The organism is Nostoc sp. 106C, assembly GCF_002154725.1.
Lineage (GTDB): Bacteria > Cyanobacteriota > Cyanobacteriia > Cyanobacteriales > Nostocaceae > Aulosira.
In genome coordinates, this window is record NZ_MTAW01000096.1 from 1 (window position 1) to 16528 (window position 16528).

Sequence of the window (16528 nt, forward strand, 5' to 3'; positions counted from 1 at the left end):
CGTTTACGCACTTTATCTCCTTCACGATATGACTCGCGAAGCAACACGGCTGGAGGAGAGGTTCTGTTGGGAATTCGTTCTACATACATGGCTACAATTATCCCATTTTCACCCCTCTCCCAAAAATTAAAAAAATCTAAAATTACATGGGTACAATCAGGAGAATTTAAAAGCCTGTATTGCTTTCAAAACAGGCTTTTGAGGCCTATTTAGTACATTTGCACAGGGGTAAGTTCAGGTTAATGGTATGGATGGCTGGAACGCAGTCCGCAGTGGTTATTATGACTCTGACTTTTCCTGTTAAGTCTCGAAAAGCTCGCTGGAAAAGGAGTTAAGAAACAACACAGCAAATACGGTACAGTAATTAAAATCGGGTGCTAAAGGTAACAAGCAATGCTGGACTGGTGGGAGAAAAATTTTGCAACCTTAGAACTAGGCGATCGCCGATTAAATGAGCGTGCAATGTCGATAGGTTATGCTCTAAGTCTGGGATTTGGCAAGGCAATGTCGGAAGTTTTCAACAATGGAACCGTACTCAAGAGAGCTTACGAGTTTTTGCTAACCCAAAAGTGGAATTTTCCAGGGTGATTGAGCCGCACTGTCAAATGACGGCGGAAACTGTAGCAGAACACGATGTAGTGCTGTGCGTCGGAGATACGAGTTTTCTTGATTATGGCAGTATTAAAGCTAAAACAGAAGGTTACGGCCCAATTGGTAAGGCAGGTAACGGTCTAATATTACACAGTGCCTTAGCCATAGAGCCTCAGAATGGTCAATCAATAGGTTTGTTGTGGCAAAAACTCTGGAATCGGGAGCAAAAGCCGAAGCCACCAAAAGATGAAACCTCAACACAGAAGAAACAACGGCAAGCGCAAGCTCGTAAAGAAGCCCGAAACCGTCCGTTTGAACAAAAAGTGCTATTACAAATGGGTGGAAGCTATCAGCACTGTCGAAAGTCTTGTGAGTCATCACACACGAGTAATTCATGTGTTTGACCGCGAAGGCGATATCACAGAAGTTTTTGATAAAATTCGTCAACTTCAGCACACAGGAATTCTTGTTCGTGCGGCTCATAACCGCAGTTTAGATTCTAATAGTGAACGTCTTTGGTCGAAGCTAGAAGCACAACCCATTAGTTTTGAACAACAAATCGAATTACCACCAACTCAAAAGCGTCCTGCTCGCCAAACCAAACTGTCCATCAGATTTTGTCAGATTAATCTCCGTACTCCTTACCGTTTTGATAACCGTGACCCACAACAGGTCTACGCTGTTTATGCCACTGAAATTGATTGTCCAGACGGTGAATCACCTGTGGAATGGATGTTGTTAACAACGGAAGTTACTGCAGATATTCAGGCAGCTGCGATGATTTTACGCTGGTATACGTATCGTTGGCGCATAGAAGAATACCACAAAATTTTTAAATCGGGCTGTCAGGTGGAACGCTACAGACTTGCTGCTGATGGTATGAAAGCTTTAGTTGGTTTCTTGAGCGTAATTGCTGTGGAATTGTTGCAGTTGACTTATCTACACCGCACTCAGCCAACCACCGACGCAATTATTATCCTCAATCCCCTTCAGCTTCGCATTTTGAAAGCTAAATCACCAAAACTACCCAAGACATTAACAATTTGTTGGGCTGTGCAAGCGATCGCTCGTTTAGGGGGCTACTTAGAACATCGACATAAAACCCCTATTGGTATCCAGGTACTGTGGCGAGGCTGGTTAAAATTGCACGATCTCTGTGAGGGGTGGCAGCTTGCAAAAGAGACTTAACGGGAAAAGTCAGATTATGACTGAGTAATTACAGATATTGATATGCCGTGCATGAATGGTTTTGAACTTACCAGCGAAATCAAAAATCATGCCAAGTTGAAACAAATACCTGTAATTATCGTTTCTTACAAAGACCGAGAAGAAGATAGAATTCAGGGTTTAGAAGCAGGTGCAGACTATTACCTTACCAAAAGCAGTTTTCATGATGACACACTGTTACGAGCAGTAGCTGTGCGTAAATGTGCAGTTGATACTCCTGATTTAATTTTGATGGATGTGCTCATGCCGACGATGGATGGTGATGATTTGCAAAAAATACTTTCATCTGTGCAGATTGAAACTGAGCGAATTCGAGAAATTGTTCTATCAATACGAAATTTTTCCCGGCTCGATCAAGCTGAAAAAAAAGCTGTGAATATTCATGAAGGTATTGAAAGTACACTATTACTTTTAAATCATTACATCAAGCAAGAAATTCAAATTATTAAACAATATGGAGATTTGCCATTATTTGAATGTTTTCTGGCACAACTTAACCAAGTATTTATGAATATTCTCAGTAATGCTATTGATGCCTTATTAGAGAAGCAAGAACATCAAACTCAAAAGCAAATTCTCATTAAAACTGATGTAACTGATATAAAAACAATCAGAGTTAACATTATAGATAACGGCTCAGGAATCCCTCCAGAGATACACAATAAGATATTTGACCCTTTATTTACAACTAAACCTGTAAATAAAGGAACAGGGTTAGGATTAGCAATTAGCTATCAAATTATCGAGAGACATAAAGGCACTATCTAGGTCAAATCTGAACCTGGTTATGGGACAGAATTTGCAATAGAAATCCCCATAGGATTAGTTAAGTAAATAAACACTCGCTTGCTTAATTTCATGGCGCAACATAATGAGGAGATGCGTACCTTGATTTGGTAGAAACAAGCGAGTGTTACTGATGAAGGCAATGCCTCCCAATGCTAATCTTTAGGTCGGGATGTTGAAGTAAAGACTAACTATTACGGCAAATTAACTATCTGTGAAGCAGAGTATGAAGCTAGTGCTGATGCCCTAAGTTGAAGACCCTGTATGCTTTGACAACATCTAGAAGCTTTTTAGCAAAGGGATAATCACCTACTTGTAAGCAATAGAATACCGATAATAGTCCAAAAGCAAGCTCACCAAGTTTACCCAGAAGGTGAAGATTCTGCAAAATGGTAGAGTTGCCAGAATCAAGGAGCAAGGACTCTGTTGCCAGTTATCAACTATGAAGTCCAAATTAAAAAATTTAATTCTGAGCTTCACAATTTATAATTCATCGGTCTTGAAATTGAGCGCAAGAATTGCATGAATTGGCACACCATTGCTCAATTCAATTAGTCTTGTGAGTAGACCGTTACCAATCAAACTATCAGCTATCAGCAGTCAAATAAACAGTTAAAAGCTGACGGCTGAATGCTGATAGCTATTTAAGCCATTTGATTTTCAATCGCCCACCGCGCTAGTTCAGTGCGGTTGTGGAGATTTGTTTTGCCCAACATATTGGACACATGGCTTTCAACGGTACGCTGACTGACATTTAATTCTTCGGCAATTTCCCGGTTAGCTAAACCTCTCGCTACAAACTGTACTACTTTCAGTTCGGTTGGAGTTAACTGCACATCGAAGGGAACTTGGATGCGGGAACCATTTTCTCCTCCTTTTGCTTGGTGTTCTTTCCAACGGATAGTTTGCTTCAGTGAAGATTCTACTTGCGCTACGAGTTCTTCTGGTTCAAAGGGCTTGACCATATAGACGTCAGCACCTTTATTCAGACCCTTAACTCGGTCTGCACTTTGTCCCTTAGCTGAAAGGAATAGAACAGGAATCCAGCTAGTACGTTCATTTTGCCGGACTTGTTCTACAAAAGTGTATCCGTCCATTTCCGGCATCATCACGTCGCAGATAATCATATCTGGAACATCATGCTCTAAAATTTCCAGAGCTTCTCGTCCGTTTTCAGCGGTGATGACTTCATATCCCCGGAATTCCAAGTAATCCTTCACCAGCAAGATGAGGTTAGGGTCATCATCAATCAGTAGAAGTCGTTTGTGATCTTTCATGCTGGGCTCTTTCATAGCAGTGGCACTTGTCGCGCTTCGGTCCATCAAGGTCTTGTATATTTATCCTCTATGGTGGATTATTTGAGATGTTGTCTTTTTTTCCACTTAACTTGCCTGTGCTTGTTGGAATTCTTATCAGTGATAACCACAGTTTAGAAGACTACTAGCATATAGGCAATATTCCAGTAAGGATACGTAGAGCAGTAGTAACTTATAATGCGTTATTATATATCGCTTTGAAAGTGGCGGGTGAAAAAACGCTGATTAAATAATAATCCTTCCGATTCACAGGTTCAGTATTGGCTGAAGATGACCCTAGCTCAAAACCAACCACCGCTTCAGAGCACTTACTACTTAATACGATATCCTTTGGATGTTAAGCCGCTATCAGATGTTCACAAGCAACCAGAGAAGTTTCTGGCAAAGGATGGGTTAAAAATGCATATTCTTCAACCACCATTATGCCTATCAAGTGTTCTTGGATGATCCGCTCAATCACTTCCGGGTTTGCTTGACGATACCAGACACCATCCGGGTAAACCATCATTATCGGTCTAGAACAAGAAACTCGCAAGCAATTGGCTTTAGTTCTAGCGACGCAAATGGGACGACTGTTTTGCGACTGGTCGAATTTTAGCTCTTGCAATCGCTTTTTTAAGTATTCCCAGGATTCCAGACTAGCTTGTTTTGAGCAGAAGTTGGCAACTGTCTGATCGGCACAAATAAAAATATGTCTTTGAATCTTTGCAAGTCCTAAAGTTTCTACACAATTACGCAGGGCTTTATTGTCTAGAGATTTAGTGGTTTTGGGGATTTTACGGCTGCACTGGATCACTGTATTGTTACTCATCGAGCGGCTCCCTGATTACAGTTCTATAACAATTTCCCCGCTTTGCAAATAAATTTGTTCATATAAAAATATTCGTAACTTACACAACATAACCTGAAGATTTAAAATAAATAAGTATTTATACTTAAGTATATGCTTGAACAACCTGCATGAATAACGAATAAAAATGGTCAAGCGTCAAGGGTCAAGAGTCCTTTGTCTTCCTTGCACCCCTTCTCCCCTATCTTCCAATCCCTTAGTTCGGGAACCCGTACACCAAGAATTGTTGCCATTGTATGCTTCTCTTCGGTAAATTAGCACTCAGGAGTTGAGAGTGCTAACTCTGGAGAAATTCATATGGCAGCTGTATCTTTAAGCGTTTCGACAGTTAAACCTTTGGGCGATCGCGTTTTCGTGAAAGTGAGCGCCTCTGAGGAAAAGACCGCAGGTGGTCTGTATTTACCCGACACCGCCAAGGAAAAGCCCCAGGTAGGGGAAGTAGTCGCCCTTGGTCCTGGTAAGCGGAACGATGACGGTTCTCGTCAAGAACCAGAAATCAAAATCGGAGACAAAGTACTGTACTCCAAATATGCTGGCACTGATGTCAAGCTAGGCACTGAAGAGTACGTCCTGCTTTCTGAAAAAGATATTTTAGCAGTTGTGAGCTAATGGGTCTTGGTGCCTGAGGCATGGCGATCGTGCCCAATTTCCAGCGATCTATTACCAAAATTTAAAGACAAAGTTGACTTACTCCCTCAATTAGACACCTATGGCAAAGCGCATTATCTACAACGAAAACGCCCGTCGCGCCCTTGAGCGAGGCATGGACATCCTAGCTGAAGCTGTGGCCGTTACCCTTGGTCCTAAAGGTCGTAACGTAGTGCTAGAGAAGAAATTTGGCGCACCGCAAATCGTCAATGATGGTGTCACCATTGCCAAAGAAATCGAATTAGAAGACCACGTTGAAAATACTGGCGTGTCTTTAATTCGCCAAGCTGCTTCTAAGACCAACGACGCTGCGGGTGATGGTACCACCACAGCTACCGTTTTGGCTCACGCGATTGTTAAAGAAGGCTTGCGGAACGTTGCTGCTGGCGCAAATGCAATTTTATTAAAGCGCGGTATTGATAAAGCTACTAACTTCTTAGTAGAAAAAATTGCTGAACATGCCCGTCCTGTAGAAGATTCCAAAGCTATTGCTCAAGTTGGTGCAATCTCAGCCGGTAACGACGAAGAAGTCGGCCAAATGATTGCCCAAGCAATGGACAAGGTAGGTAAGGAAGGCGTAATTTCCCTAGAAGAAGGGAAATCCATGACTACCGAACTGGAAATCACCGAAGGGATGCGCTTTGACAAAGGCTATATCTCTCCTTACTTCGCTACCGACGCAGAACGGATGGAAGCCGTCTTCGATGAGCCTTTCATTCTGTTGACCGATAAGAAAATCGCTTTGGTACAAGACCTCGTACCCGTACTTGAGCAAGTAGCTCGTGCTGGTCGTCCCTTGGTGATCATCGCTGAAGATATTGAAAAAGAAGCTTTGGCAACTTTGGTAGTTAACCGCCTACGCGGTGTGCTGAACGTCGCTGCTGTTAAGGCTCCCGGATTTGGCGATCGCCGCAAAGCTATGCTAGAAGATATCGCCATTCTCACTGGCGGTCAGCTAGTTACTGAAGATGCTGGTTTGAAGCTGGACAACACCAAGCTGGATAGCCTGGGTAAAGCTCGCCGCATTACCATTACCAAAGACAACACCACAATTGTTGCTGAAGGTAACGAAGCCGCTGTTAAGGCTCGGATTGAGCAAATCCGTCGTCAAATTGAAGAAACCGAATCTTCCTACGACAAAGAAAAACTGCAAGAACGCCTAGCTAAGTTGGCTGGTGGTGTCGCAGTTGTGAAAGTGGGTGCAGCTACCGAAACCGAAATGAAGGATAAGAAACTGCGCTTAGAAGACGCTATCAACGCCACCAAAGCTGCTGTAGAAGAAGGTATTGTTCCCGGTGGTGGTACAACCCTCGCTCACTTAACTCCTCAACTGGAAGAATGGGCTAACCACAACCTCACTGGTGAAGAGTTAACTGGTGCATTGATTGTTGCTCGTGCTTTACCTGCACCTCTGAAGAGAATTGCAGAAAACGCAGGTCAAAACGGTGCTGTAATCGCTGAACGTGTGAAAGAAAAAGAATTCAACGTTGGCTACAACGCTGCAACCAACGAATTCGTTGACTTGTTTGGTGCTGGTATCGTTGATCCTGCCAAGGTGACTCGTTCTGCACTGCAAAACGCTGCTTCCATCGCTGGTATGGTGTTGACAACCGAGTGCATCGTAGTTGACAAGCCTGAACCTAAGGATGCAGCACCTGCTGCTGGTGCTGGCATGGGTGGCGGCGACTTCGATTACTAATACTTACTAGCCCCCTATTTGTCAAAACAGCTGCTTCCTGGTGGAGGCGGCTGTTTTTTTGTTTTGCTGATTTGGGACTTTGCTTAGAACAGCAGAATATGAGTGAGTAAAGTTAAAAATGGGAATTATAGAAATTAAAGATTATCAGATTGGGAAATGGCAAAACCAACTTATGAAGGCTATTGCGAAACTAAACCAACAAAATTAATTAAAGAAAAATTTGGAGATACTAATGTTTATGCTCAAAATGCTAAATCCTTATTGACTAAAGCGAATGGGTTTATTAATGCTTACGATTTTACACTAAATCCTTACCGTGGATGTCAATACGGTTGTAGTTATTGCTATGCTGCGGCATTTAGCCCCAATACTAAAATGCGCCAAGATTGGGGTAAATGGGTAATTTATAAAGAAAATGCTGCTGAAACTTTACTAAAGGAATTACAAAAATGGTACACAAAAAATCCGCAAAGACCTCCTAAGATTTACATGAGTAGCGTTACAGATCCATATCAACCGCTGGAGTCTAAGCATCAGTTGACGCGCAGATTGTTAGAGGTAATGCTTGATGTGAGGGATAATAATCATCCTACACCCACATTGGTAATCCAAACTCGCAGCCCCATTATTACTAGAGATATTGATTATTTACAAAGATTTCAAAGATTGCGAATTAATATGAGTATTCCCACTGGTAGTGAGTCAGTACGTAGGGATTTTGAACCGCGATCGCCTAGTATTAAAGCAAGATTAAATGCTCTTTCAAAGATTAAAAAAAATATAGATAATTTCAAAGGTTTTGTTCCAAAAATTTCTATTACTATTACACCGCTACTTCCTACTTTAGTAACTGATGAAATAGCCTTTATTAATAAACTATCTATCGCTGATAGAGTTGTAATTCAAGATTTTCATCCTACTTATAACCGTTCTCTAATAGCATCAACCCGCCCAGAAGCTGAAGAAATTAAGCAAAAATACGCTTGGTGGTATCAAAATCAGCAATTCAGCTATATGAAGTTTAAGGATAAATTAATTTCTCAGCTTACAGGTGTAGAAATTAAAGAAGGTAAAGACGGATTTGGTTATGAATAATCCTGTAGCGAATTGGTGGCGTAGTCAGCAGTTCAAACTAGCATTAAGCCGTGGAGACACACAAAAAGCTGTCAAAATATTACATGATATTCAAAAATCTGGTGCAAAATTTTCATGGTTAGAAAAATTATTTAGAGATAAGCTGCAATTTGAGCGTTATTCTCTGGACTATAAAAAAGAAATAGCAAATTTAAGCAAAAAATTAACAGACTTTCCTCAGGTACAAGTAGATAATCTCAAGTTATCTCCAAATGAAGAATTTGTAAATTTAGTTTATCAAAGATTTCAATTAATCCAGCACGATCAATACAAAATTCAATCTACTGGAATCGATAAAGATATCTTTGAAAATTTTGAAATAAAATTGGTTGAATATCTCCAGGAAGAGTTTAGTAAAGTTCCTGAAAAGCAATTATCTATAAAACTAGAAGATGCTTTTGAAGATATTAATAATTTAAAAATCGGACAAGACCCAGACTATAATTTTAGTCTGACTCCTCATGTCTACTTTATGAAGTTTTTTTTAGAAAATGTATATTGTCTATATTTAGCTTGGTTTTTCATCTATCAAAATGGCTTATTTAGCAATAAACTTAATATCCTCGATATTGCAGCAGGCCCAGGAACAGTTGCTTACGCTTTAGCTCTATTTCTGCAACGTATCAGTGATTTTGATAATCTATCACAAACTCATATATCCTACTATTCTCTAGAAAAACAAGATTCATTTCAATTTCGAGGACTTCAGTTTTGGCGAAAGTATATAGAATTAAGCATGAATCCAATGAATGCTTACTTTCGCTTTGTAACTGCTGATTTATTTGCATGGGAAGATAAATCTCATAAATTACCTCAAGATTTTTTTGATTTTATTGTCATTTCTCACTGTTTCTTTTCAGATACATCTGCTAGATTACAAGCCAATAATATTTACAAATATCTATTTGCTAATTGCCTTAAAAACGAAGGTTACGTTTTATTAATTGTACAAGATAAAAAATTATTTAAATTTTACAATGCTCAACAAATTGAAGACCAAGAAACAGAAAGAAATGTAGTTATAAAATTAACTTCGGAACTCGGTTTAGAGCTTGTTTGGTATAAATATTTAACTTCTAGAAATTCTAGAATACCTTGTTCTGCTAGGGAATTTGCCAAATTTGCTGAAGAGAAACTTCCTAAGCAAATTTACATGACGCAGATGATTCAGAAGTATTTCAAACAGAAACATGATTCTAACTATAAATTAGATGATTACGTAATTTTGGCGAAAAAATGAACCTTATCATCATTTAATGTTTAATTGATACATGAATTCTGATCTACATAGCGTAGAAAGCTGGAGCTGGCATGGCAAACTGAATTTAGTCTATGCCGATCGCCTAAATACCACCCAGCTAATTTACAACCACCAGCAAGCACCGCTAAAGGTACAGCGTCCGTTTTATCCAGAAGGTGAAAGAGTCTGTCATAGCGTAATTCTACATACGGCTGGGGGAGTAGTAGGAGGCGATTGCTTGTCTCTCAATTTCCACCTTCAACCCCACGCACAAGCTTTAATCACTACAGCCGCAGCCAGTAAGATATACCGCAGCAACGGACAGCAAGCTAGACAAACCATAGACATAAAAGTTGATGCTGGCGCTTGTTTAGAGTGGTTACCCCAAGAAACAATTCTGTTTAACGGTGCGATTTATCGGCAAGATTTACGGGTAGAATTAGCAACCGAAGCCAGGTGGTTAGGCTGGGAAATTACGCGATTAGGGCGCAGTGCTAGAGGAGAGAAGTTTTTGCAAGGAGAATGGCGATCGCATACCGAAATTTGGCAGCAAGGTGTTCCTTTGTGGATCGATCGCCAATATTTACCGGGTAGCGAAGAGGTTTTCCACAGTCCCCACGGCTTGGCTGGACAACCAATAGTGGGTAGTTTAGTTTGGGTTGGTAATCCGGTTGACTCAGAAATCGTAGAAAAAGCACGCAGTTTGTGGCATGGTGCAGGACAGGCGGGAGTGACACTGTTACAACATGGACTTTTATGTAGATATCGCGGTGCTTCGTCATCTGAGGTGAGAAACTGGTTTACGTCTGTTTGGCAGATGCTACGGGTTGAGTTTTTGAGTCGTGGTAGCTGTGTACCTAGAGTTTGGCTGGTTTGATTAAACCACAGAGGCGCAGAGAACACAGAGGAGGAAAAAATGCAACTTACGCCGCAGGAAAAAGATAAGTTGTTGATTTTTACTGCTGCTTTATTAGCAGAAAGACGTAAGGAAAGAGGTTTGAAATTAAATTATCCCGAAGCAGTTGCTTATATTTCTGCTGCGATTTTAGAAGGCACGAGAGATGGGCAAACTGTCGCAGAATTGATGAGTTATGGCACAACTTTGTTAACGCGAGATGATGTGATGGAAGGTGTGCCAGAAATGGTACATGAAGTGCAGGTGGAAGCAACTTTTCCTGATGGAACAAAGTTGGTGACTGTGCATAATCCCATTCGTTAATTTGGAAATGAGTAACGTATGATTCCAGGGGAAATTATCACACCAGCAGGAGAAATTGAATTAAATGCTGGTCGTCAAACTATAAAATTACAAGTGGCAAATACAGGCGATCGCCCGATACAAGTGGGTTCACATTTCCATTTTTTTGAAGTTAACTCTGCCTTAAACTTTGACAGAGAACAAGCGCGAGGAATGCGCCTCGATATTCCCGCAGGTACAGCAGTTCGCTTTGAACCAGGCGATGAAAAAGAAATTACTCTCGTCGCCCTTGTTGGTACTCGTCAAGTCTACGGCTTCAACGCCAAAATTAACGGAAACCTCTAAAAGCTTCTGCTTCCTTATATGCTTAAAAAAGCATAGAAATAATTGAAATTACGAAGTAAAATTCCTCTGTTAGCTGGCAAATTCAGTGAATTGACGCATGAAAGGAGAATAAAAAGCCAAAACAATATCTTCTTTTGGTACACCCATTTCGAGTAATTGGGTAGCAATACTGCTTTCGGTTCCATCATGATGAATCCAGATTTTCCCGTCTTTTATATCAAGATGCAAACTACATCCATGTGTTCGACGATCATTCCGCCAGCCTGTATGCAGTAAGAGGTAGTGATCTCGTTCAGTATCCAGAATAGCTTGAGTTTCAATTTCCGATTGTGGCGATCGCCTCTGTGCCCGTTCTAGAATTAGCTGTTGTATAATTTGACGATATTTTTCTATATCCATTGAACTAAAACCTCCAGTTTTTCATCATAAATGAGTAAGCAAATTTTCATTCGCTCAACCATTGATCGCACAAAGCGACGCTGAAAAAATGAGTTGTAAATGGACTTAGGTACTGCTAGATAAAGCTTTCGTTCTGGTTCAAACTCTTCTAGGGCAAATTGATAGTTGATGAATTGTCCTAGGGCTTAGCTTGAGTTTTTCTGATGGAGAAAGCTTGCGAGCTATGGGAATTAACTCTGCTAGGGTCATTCTGTTTAAGCCTCCAAGAACGCTCATTTATAGCATAAACCTCTTTCATTAATATTTATTTCCCTAAATTAAACATCATCGTAAAAATAAAGCTATACAAAAATTTTTACTTTAGTTGCCTCAGGTTGCTGAAAAATATTTAAATCAACACCATCACCAGGAGTTGCATTATGCCTTACAGAATGGATCGCCGTGCTTATGCGGAAACCTATGGTCCGACAGTAGGCGATCGCGTCCGACTTGCTGATACAGAATTATTTATTGAAGTAGAACAAGACTTCACCACCTACGGCGATGAAGTGAAATTTGGTGGTGGTAAAGTCATCAGAGATGGGATGGGACAATCCCCTATTTCTAATGCTGATGGTGCTGTAGATTTAGTAATTACTAATGCTTTAATTCTTGATTGGTGGGGTGTAGTTAAAGCTGATATTGGTATTAAAGACGGCAAGATATTTAAAATTGGGAAAGCCGGCAATCCTTATATTCAAAATAATGTAGATATTATTATTGGTCCAGGAACCGAAGCCTTAGCTGGAGAAGGGATGATTCTCACGGCTGGCGGTATCGATAGCCATATTCATTTTATTTGCCCTCAACAAATTGAAGTGGCGATCGCCTCCGGAGTTACTACGATGATTGGCGGTGGTACAGGCCCAGCTACGGGTACAAACGCCACCACCTGCACCCCAGGTCCTTGGAATATGTACCGGATGTTGCAAGCTGCTGATGCGTTTCCTGTGAACTTAGGGTTTTTAGGTAAAGGTAACGCCAGCCAACCCCAAGGACTTGTTGAACAAGTACAAGCCGGTGCAATGGGGTTAAAGCTGCATGAAGACTGGGGAACCACACCCGCAACTATTGACACCTGTCTTAGCGTTGCCGATGAGTATGATGTACAGGTGGCAATTCACACCGACACTCTCAACGAAGCCGGATTTGTCGAAGATACGATCGCAGCTTTTAAAAATCGTGCCATCCACACATACCACACCGAAGGCGCAGGCGGTGGACACGCACCAGATATTATCAAAGTTTGTGGCGAGGCGAATGTTCTCCCATCTTCCACCAATCCCACACGCCCTTACACCCTCAACACCTTAGACGAACACCTGGATATGCTGATGGTATGCCATCATCTCGATCCAGCGATCGCCGAAGATGTCGCCTTTGCTGAGTCTCGTATCCGTCGAGAAACCATCGCCGCCGAAGATATTTTGCACGACTTAGGCGCGTTTAGCATGATTTCTTCCGATTCCCAAGCGATGGGGCGGGTAGGGGAAGTAATAATTCGCACTTGGCAGACATCTCACAAAATGAAGGTGCAACGGGGAATCCTTAACCCGCAAGACCAAGAGCAAAGAGCAGATAATTTTCGAGCTAAAAGATATGTTGCCAAGTACACCATTAACCCAGCAATTACCCACGGAATAGCCCAGTATGTCGGGTCAGTAGAAGAAGGGAAACTTGCAGATTTGTGTTTGTGGCGACCGGCATTTTTTGGTGTGAAGCCAGAGATAGTAATTAAAGGCGGGTTGATCGCATGGTCGCAAATGGGCGACGCTAACGCCAGTATTCCCACACCGCAACCAGTGCATATGCGACCGATGTTCGGCAGTTTTGGTGGTGCGCGTCACGCCACATCGTTAACTTTTGTTTCTCAAGCGGCTTTAGAAAGGGAGATTCCCAGCCAGTTAGGTTTGCGAAAATCAGCCGTAGCAGTTTCCGGGACACGCCAAATAAGTAAACGAGATTTGAAACTGAATGATGCGCTACCTCATATTGAAGTAGATTCAGAAACCTATGAAGTCAGAGCTGATGGCGAATTGTTGATTTGTGAACCTGCAACAGTTTTACCAATGGCGCAAAGATACTTTTTGTTTTAATCCATGACCGAGCAATCTACCGATTACGATAGTCCTTGGAAAGAAATCATTGAGCTATATTTTCCCCGCTTTCTAGAATTCTTTTTCACCCTAGCTTACGCCGCGATCGACTGGACACGACCGTATGAATTTCTGGACACAGAACTGCAACAGCTAGAAGGGGATGTCGCGTCAGCTTAGAGATTCCCACAGCTAAGTTATTGGACTATGAACAAACATAGGAAACTCTAGAGCAAACTAAGCTAATAATCATTAAAATTGCATCTCCGCGTCTCCCTTTCTCCGCGTCGCCGCGTCTTTCTGAGGCTAAGGATTCTGCAACTTAAAGGCGGGTTAGCTTACCAACCCCTTTGGGATAATTGTGATGGCGCATCTCAAAACCAAAGCGACGCAACGCAACCCAGAAAGTCGGCTACAGTGGAAACTAAGCCTAGTCAGACGACTCTTTGAAAGAGGATATAGCCGGGAAGATATTCAAGAACTATTCCGGTTTATCGACTGGGTGATGGTTTTACCAAAAGAATTGGCAAGTAGTTTCAAAACAGAAGTGAGAAATTACGAAGAGGTAAATAGAATGCGGTACGTAACGAGTATTGAACGATTAGCAAAAGAAGAAGGGATTGTGGAAAATGCTAGAGAAAGCGTGATTGAAGTTTTAGAAACACGGTTTGGAGAAGTGCCAAGTGCTATTGTGGAAGCTATTAATCGTATAGCAGAAGCATCGGTACTGAAAACACTTCATAAAAGAGCGATCGCAATTCCTTCCACAGCCGAATTTAAGCAAGTTTTGGATAGTATTACCTCAGGGGAATAAATGCGTAGACACGAAGGGCTTGCCGCTAGGCATCGCTCTGATGTATTAACATAACAAGCCGATGTATTGGCATCACAGACTGATGCATTAACATTGCAAGCCGATGTATTGGCATCACAGACTGATGCATTAACATTGCAAGATGTTGCGTTTTATGGATTTTATCCAATTAAACAGCGTTTTAAGGTTGATGGATAAATGATCGCCTATTTTGTGGTGAGAGTAAGATGTCTTCGACAAGCCGCTGCGCGTCTACGCAATTTCTTCCACAGCCGAATTTCAGCAACTCTTAGATAATCTCACTGCTGGAGAATAAGCGATCGCCTATTTTGTGGTGAGGGTGCGATCACAATGCTGGAAACACTACTCTCCCAAATTCTCAATAAGTCTGTGGAAATTATCTTTGGGCTATTGCTGGAAAGATTTTGGGCTTGGGTGCTGTAAAGATAAAAACTTCCAACGCCTGAACCAATTCCTGAAAATGCAGGTTCTCGCACTCTATCTCAATTGGATTTTGCTCAAAATACCTCTAAAATATCTACCTGAATCAGCACAAGATAATAATTCAAAAATTAGTGGTTAGTATCGAAGAGGTAGGGCATGACACAGCATCAAACCTTTCCTTAGTTGATAAGCTAAACCTATCTCTATGCTCTACTTCAAAATTGGCAGAACTACTCTCTGTATGCATTTGCTTATTAAAACTACTGCGTCTTGCTTACGATATATTGAATTGATAGCAATTTAGTTTTTAAAATTAACCAATCATGATTCAATTAATTAGTAATTATTTTGCTAATAAAAATTAGCAAATTGAAATTAATATAAAATTCAACAATTGATTTAAGTTTTTAGGTAAATAATGTTTAGTCAAGGGAGGTTATCTAAAATTCATATAATTACAGCTAAGATTACAAAAATTAAATTTTACCTACACCAGGTCGGTACATGAATTCGCAAACTTCTCGCTCTGACAAAATTTTGGTTGTAGATGATTCTCCAGATAATGTGTTTTTAATCAAAACTATTTTGGAGGAAGAAGGCTACACAATTAGCACAGCAGAAAACGGGGCTTCGGCATTAGCACAACTAGAAGCCTCTCCTTGTGACTTGGTATTGCTGGATCTGATGATGCCAGGAATGGATGGTTACGAAGTTACTAGGCGTATTCGTAGCAATGCTTCAATGCAGCAATTTATCCCTATATTGCTGATTACTGCTCACGATGCACCCAATGTTGCTAAAGGATTAGATTTAGGTGCTGATGATTTTATCCGTAAGCCTGTAACAGTGGATGAATTGCTAGCGCGGGTGCGATCGCTTTTGCGCTTAAAACACAGTATCGATGAACGTGATGAAATTGCTCGCCAACGCGAAGATTTTGTCTCCCGCCTCACCCACGATTTACGCACCCCCCTAGTAGCCGCAGATCGCGTACTGATGCTGTTTCAGGAAGGTGCTTTGGGAGCCTTATCTCCGCAAATACAGGAGGTAATTGCGATTATGGCACGTAGCAATAATAACTTGCTTGCGATGGTAAATACCTTATTGGAAGTCTACCGCTTTGAAGCTGGTCGCAAAACCTTGGCGTTTCAACCAGTGAATCTCCGCCAACTACTAGATGAAGTAGTAGGAGAATTGATGCCTTTAGCTGAAGCAAAATCACTATCAATGAATTTGGTAGTTGCAGATGAGACAAACATTAGTAACATAATGGGCGATCGCTTAGAATTACATCGCTTATTTACTAACCTTATAGGTAATGCAATTAAATTTACTGATTCTGGCTCAGTAAATGTCCGTCTCTCTTCTAAACTTGAGAGCGGCAAAAGTTATGAATTTAACACTTCCGAAAATTCCGCCTCTAGTGACTACATTATCATTGAGGTAGAAGACACAGGCCCCGGTATTCCAGACGAAGAACAAGCCACTTTGTTTGAACGATTTCGCCAAGGAAGCCACAAGAGTTCTGGTAGTGGCTTAGGACTTTACCTTTCCCGTCGAATTGTCGAGGCTCATGAAGGTATTATCCTCGTCAAATCTGAGGTTGGTAAAGGTAGTGTATTCATTGTCATGCTACCTGTTAAATCATAAAACAATGATGATTTAGACCGCTTAAATTGATGACAATTAGACTGTAAGTGAA

General features: G+C 41.2%; 15 protein-coding genes and 3 pseudogenes. 14 read left to right on the forward strand and 4 right to left on the reverse strand.

Translation table 11 applies throughout. The annotated features are described in order from the left end of the window. The first annotated feature begins 393 nt into the window (after nt 1-393). From BV375_RS12140 to BV375_RS38700, 3 genes and pseudogenes are all read left to right on the forward strand, one after another. Nucleotides 394-588 carry a transposase DNA-binding-containing protein gene (locus tag BV375_RS12140; protein ID WP_086760754.1) on the forward strand — a complete coding sequence of 65 codons (195 nt, stop codon included), beginning with the start codon at nt 394-396 and terminating at the stop codon, nt 586-588. Nucleotides 589-605: 17 nt separating this feature from the next. After that, nucleotides 606-1779 (forward strand): annotated as a pseudogene (locus BV375_RS12145) (IS4 family transposase). 36 nt (nt 1780-1815) lie between these two features. Continuing rightward, the gene (locus tag BV375_RS38700; RefSeq protein WP_279432925.1) at nt 1816-2586 is read left to right on the forward strand and encodes a hybrid sensor histidine kinase/response regulator; all 771 of its coding nucleotides are present in this window, start codon (nt 1816-1818) and stop codon (nt 2584-2586) included. Between the two features lie 662 nt (nt 2587-3248). Here the strand turns inward: BV375_RS38700 and BV375_RS12155 are convergent. Then, the gene (locus BV375_RS12155) at nt 3249-3926 is read right to left on the reverse strand and encodes a response regulator transcription factor (protein ID WP_010997804.1); all 678 of its coding nucleotides are present in this window, start codon (nt 3924-3926) and stop codon (nt 3249-3251) included. Between the two features lie 331 nt (nt 3927-4257). After that, complete coding sequence (locus tag BV375_RS12160) at nt 4258-4731, reverse strand: ferredoxin (RefSeq protein WP_086760758.1); 474 nt, start codon at nt 4729-4731, stop codon at nt 4258-4260. Nucleotides 4732-5067: 336 nt separating this feature from the next. Here BV375_RS12160 and groES point away from each other — a divergent pair, with 336 nt between their 5' ends. The 7 genes from groES (at nt 5068) to BV375_RS12195 (ending at nt 11034) form a co-directional block, all read left to right on the forward strand. Next, nucleotides 5068-5379: a co-chaperone GroES gene (gene groES, locus BV375_RS12165; RefSeq protein WP_086681770.1), complete on the forward strand. Its 312-nt coding sequence runs from the start codon at nt 5068-5070 to the stop codon at nt 5377-5379. Between the two features lie 100 nt (nt 5380-5479). Beyond that, nucleotides 5480-7117 (forward strand): chaperonin GroEL, encoded by a 1638-nt coding sequence (gene groL, locus BV375_RS12170; RefSeq protein ID WP_086760762.1) that lies wholly within the window; start codon nt 5480-5482, stop codon nt 7115-7117. A gap of 156 nt (nt 7118-7273) precedes the next feature. Further along, nucleotides 7274-8212 carry a radical SAM protein gene (locus BV375_RS12175; protein WP_086760764.1) on the forward strand — a complete coding sequence of 313 codons (939 nt, stop codon included), beginning with the start codon at nt 7274-7276 and terminating at the stop codon, nt 8210-8212. Then, entirely contained in the window at nt 8205-9491 is a 1287-nt protein-coding gene (locus BV375_RS12180) for a photosystem II assembly protein (RefSeq protein WP_086760766.1), read from the forward strand. The genes BV375_RS12175 and BV375_RS12180 overlap by 8 nt, the downstream gene beginning before the upstream one ends. 31 nt (nt 9492-9522) lie before the next feature. Further along, a complete protein-coding gene (locus BV375_RS12185; RefSeq protein ID WP_086760768.1) occupies nt 9523-10368 on the forward strand; it encodes an urease accessory protein UreD in 846 nt (281 codons plus the stop codon). Nucleotides 10369-10407: 39 nt separating this feature from the next. After that, nucleotides 10408-10710, forward strand: a complete 303-nt coding sequence (gene ureA / locus BV375_RS12190) for an urease subunit gamma (protein WP_086760770.1) — start codon at nt 10408-10410, stop codon at nt 10708-10710. Nucleotides 10711-10728: 18 nt separating this feature from the next. Further along, nucleotides 10729-11034: an urease subunit beta gene (locus BV375_RS12195; protein WP_086760772.1), complete on the forward strand. Its 306-nt coding sequence runs from the start codon at nt 10729-10731 to the stop codon at nt 11032-11034. Nucleotides 11035-11103: 69 nt separating this feature from the next. Here the strand turns inward: BV375_RS12195 and BV375_RS12200 are convergent, their stop codons facing one another. Beyond that, complete coding sequence (locus tag BV375_RS12200) at nt 11104-11433, reverse strand: XisI protein (RefSeq protein ID WP_086760775.1); 330 nt, start codon at nt 11431-11433, stop codon at nt 11104-11106. Next, nucleotides 11424-11606: pseudogene (locus BV375_RS12205) on the reverse strand (element excision factor XisH family protein); the annotation flags it as partial. The pseudogene BV375_RS12205 and the gene BV375_RS12200, both read right to left, overlap by 10 nt. Nucleotides 11607-11852: 246 nt before the next feature. Here BV375_RS12205 and ureC point away from each other — a divergent pair. From ureC to BV375_RS12225, 4 genes and pseudogenes are all read left to right on the forward strand, one after another. Next, nucleotides 11853-13568: an urease subunit alpha gene (ureC, locus tag BV375_RS12210; protein ID WP_086760779.1), complete on the forward strand. Its 1716-nt coding sequence runs from the start codon at nt 11853-11855 to the stop codon at nt 13566-13568. A 3-nt stretch (nt 13569-13571) separates the two neighbouring features. After that, nucleotides 13572-14382 (forward strand): annotated as a pseudogene (locus BV375_RS35945) (transposase). A 66-nt stretch (nt 14383-14448) separates the two neighbouring features. Next, nucleotides 14449-14580 carry a hypothetical protein gene (locus tag BV375_RS38705; protein ID WP_279432924.1) on the forward strand — a complete coding sequence of 44 codons (132 nt, stop codon included), beginning with the start codon at nt 14449-14451 and terminating at the stop codon, nt 14578-14580. A 750-nt stretch (nt 14581-15330) separates the two neighbouring features. Next, nucleotides 15331-16476 carry a hybrid sensor histidine kinase/response regulator gene (locus BV375_RS12225; protein ID WP_086760781.1) on the forward strand — a complete coding sequence of 382 codons (1146 nt, stop codon included), beginning with the start codon at nt 15331-15333 and terminating at the stop codon, nt 16474-16476. Nucleotides 16477-16528: the final 52 nt, after the last annotated feature.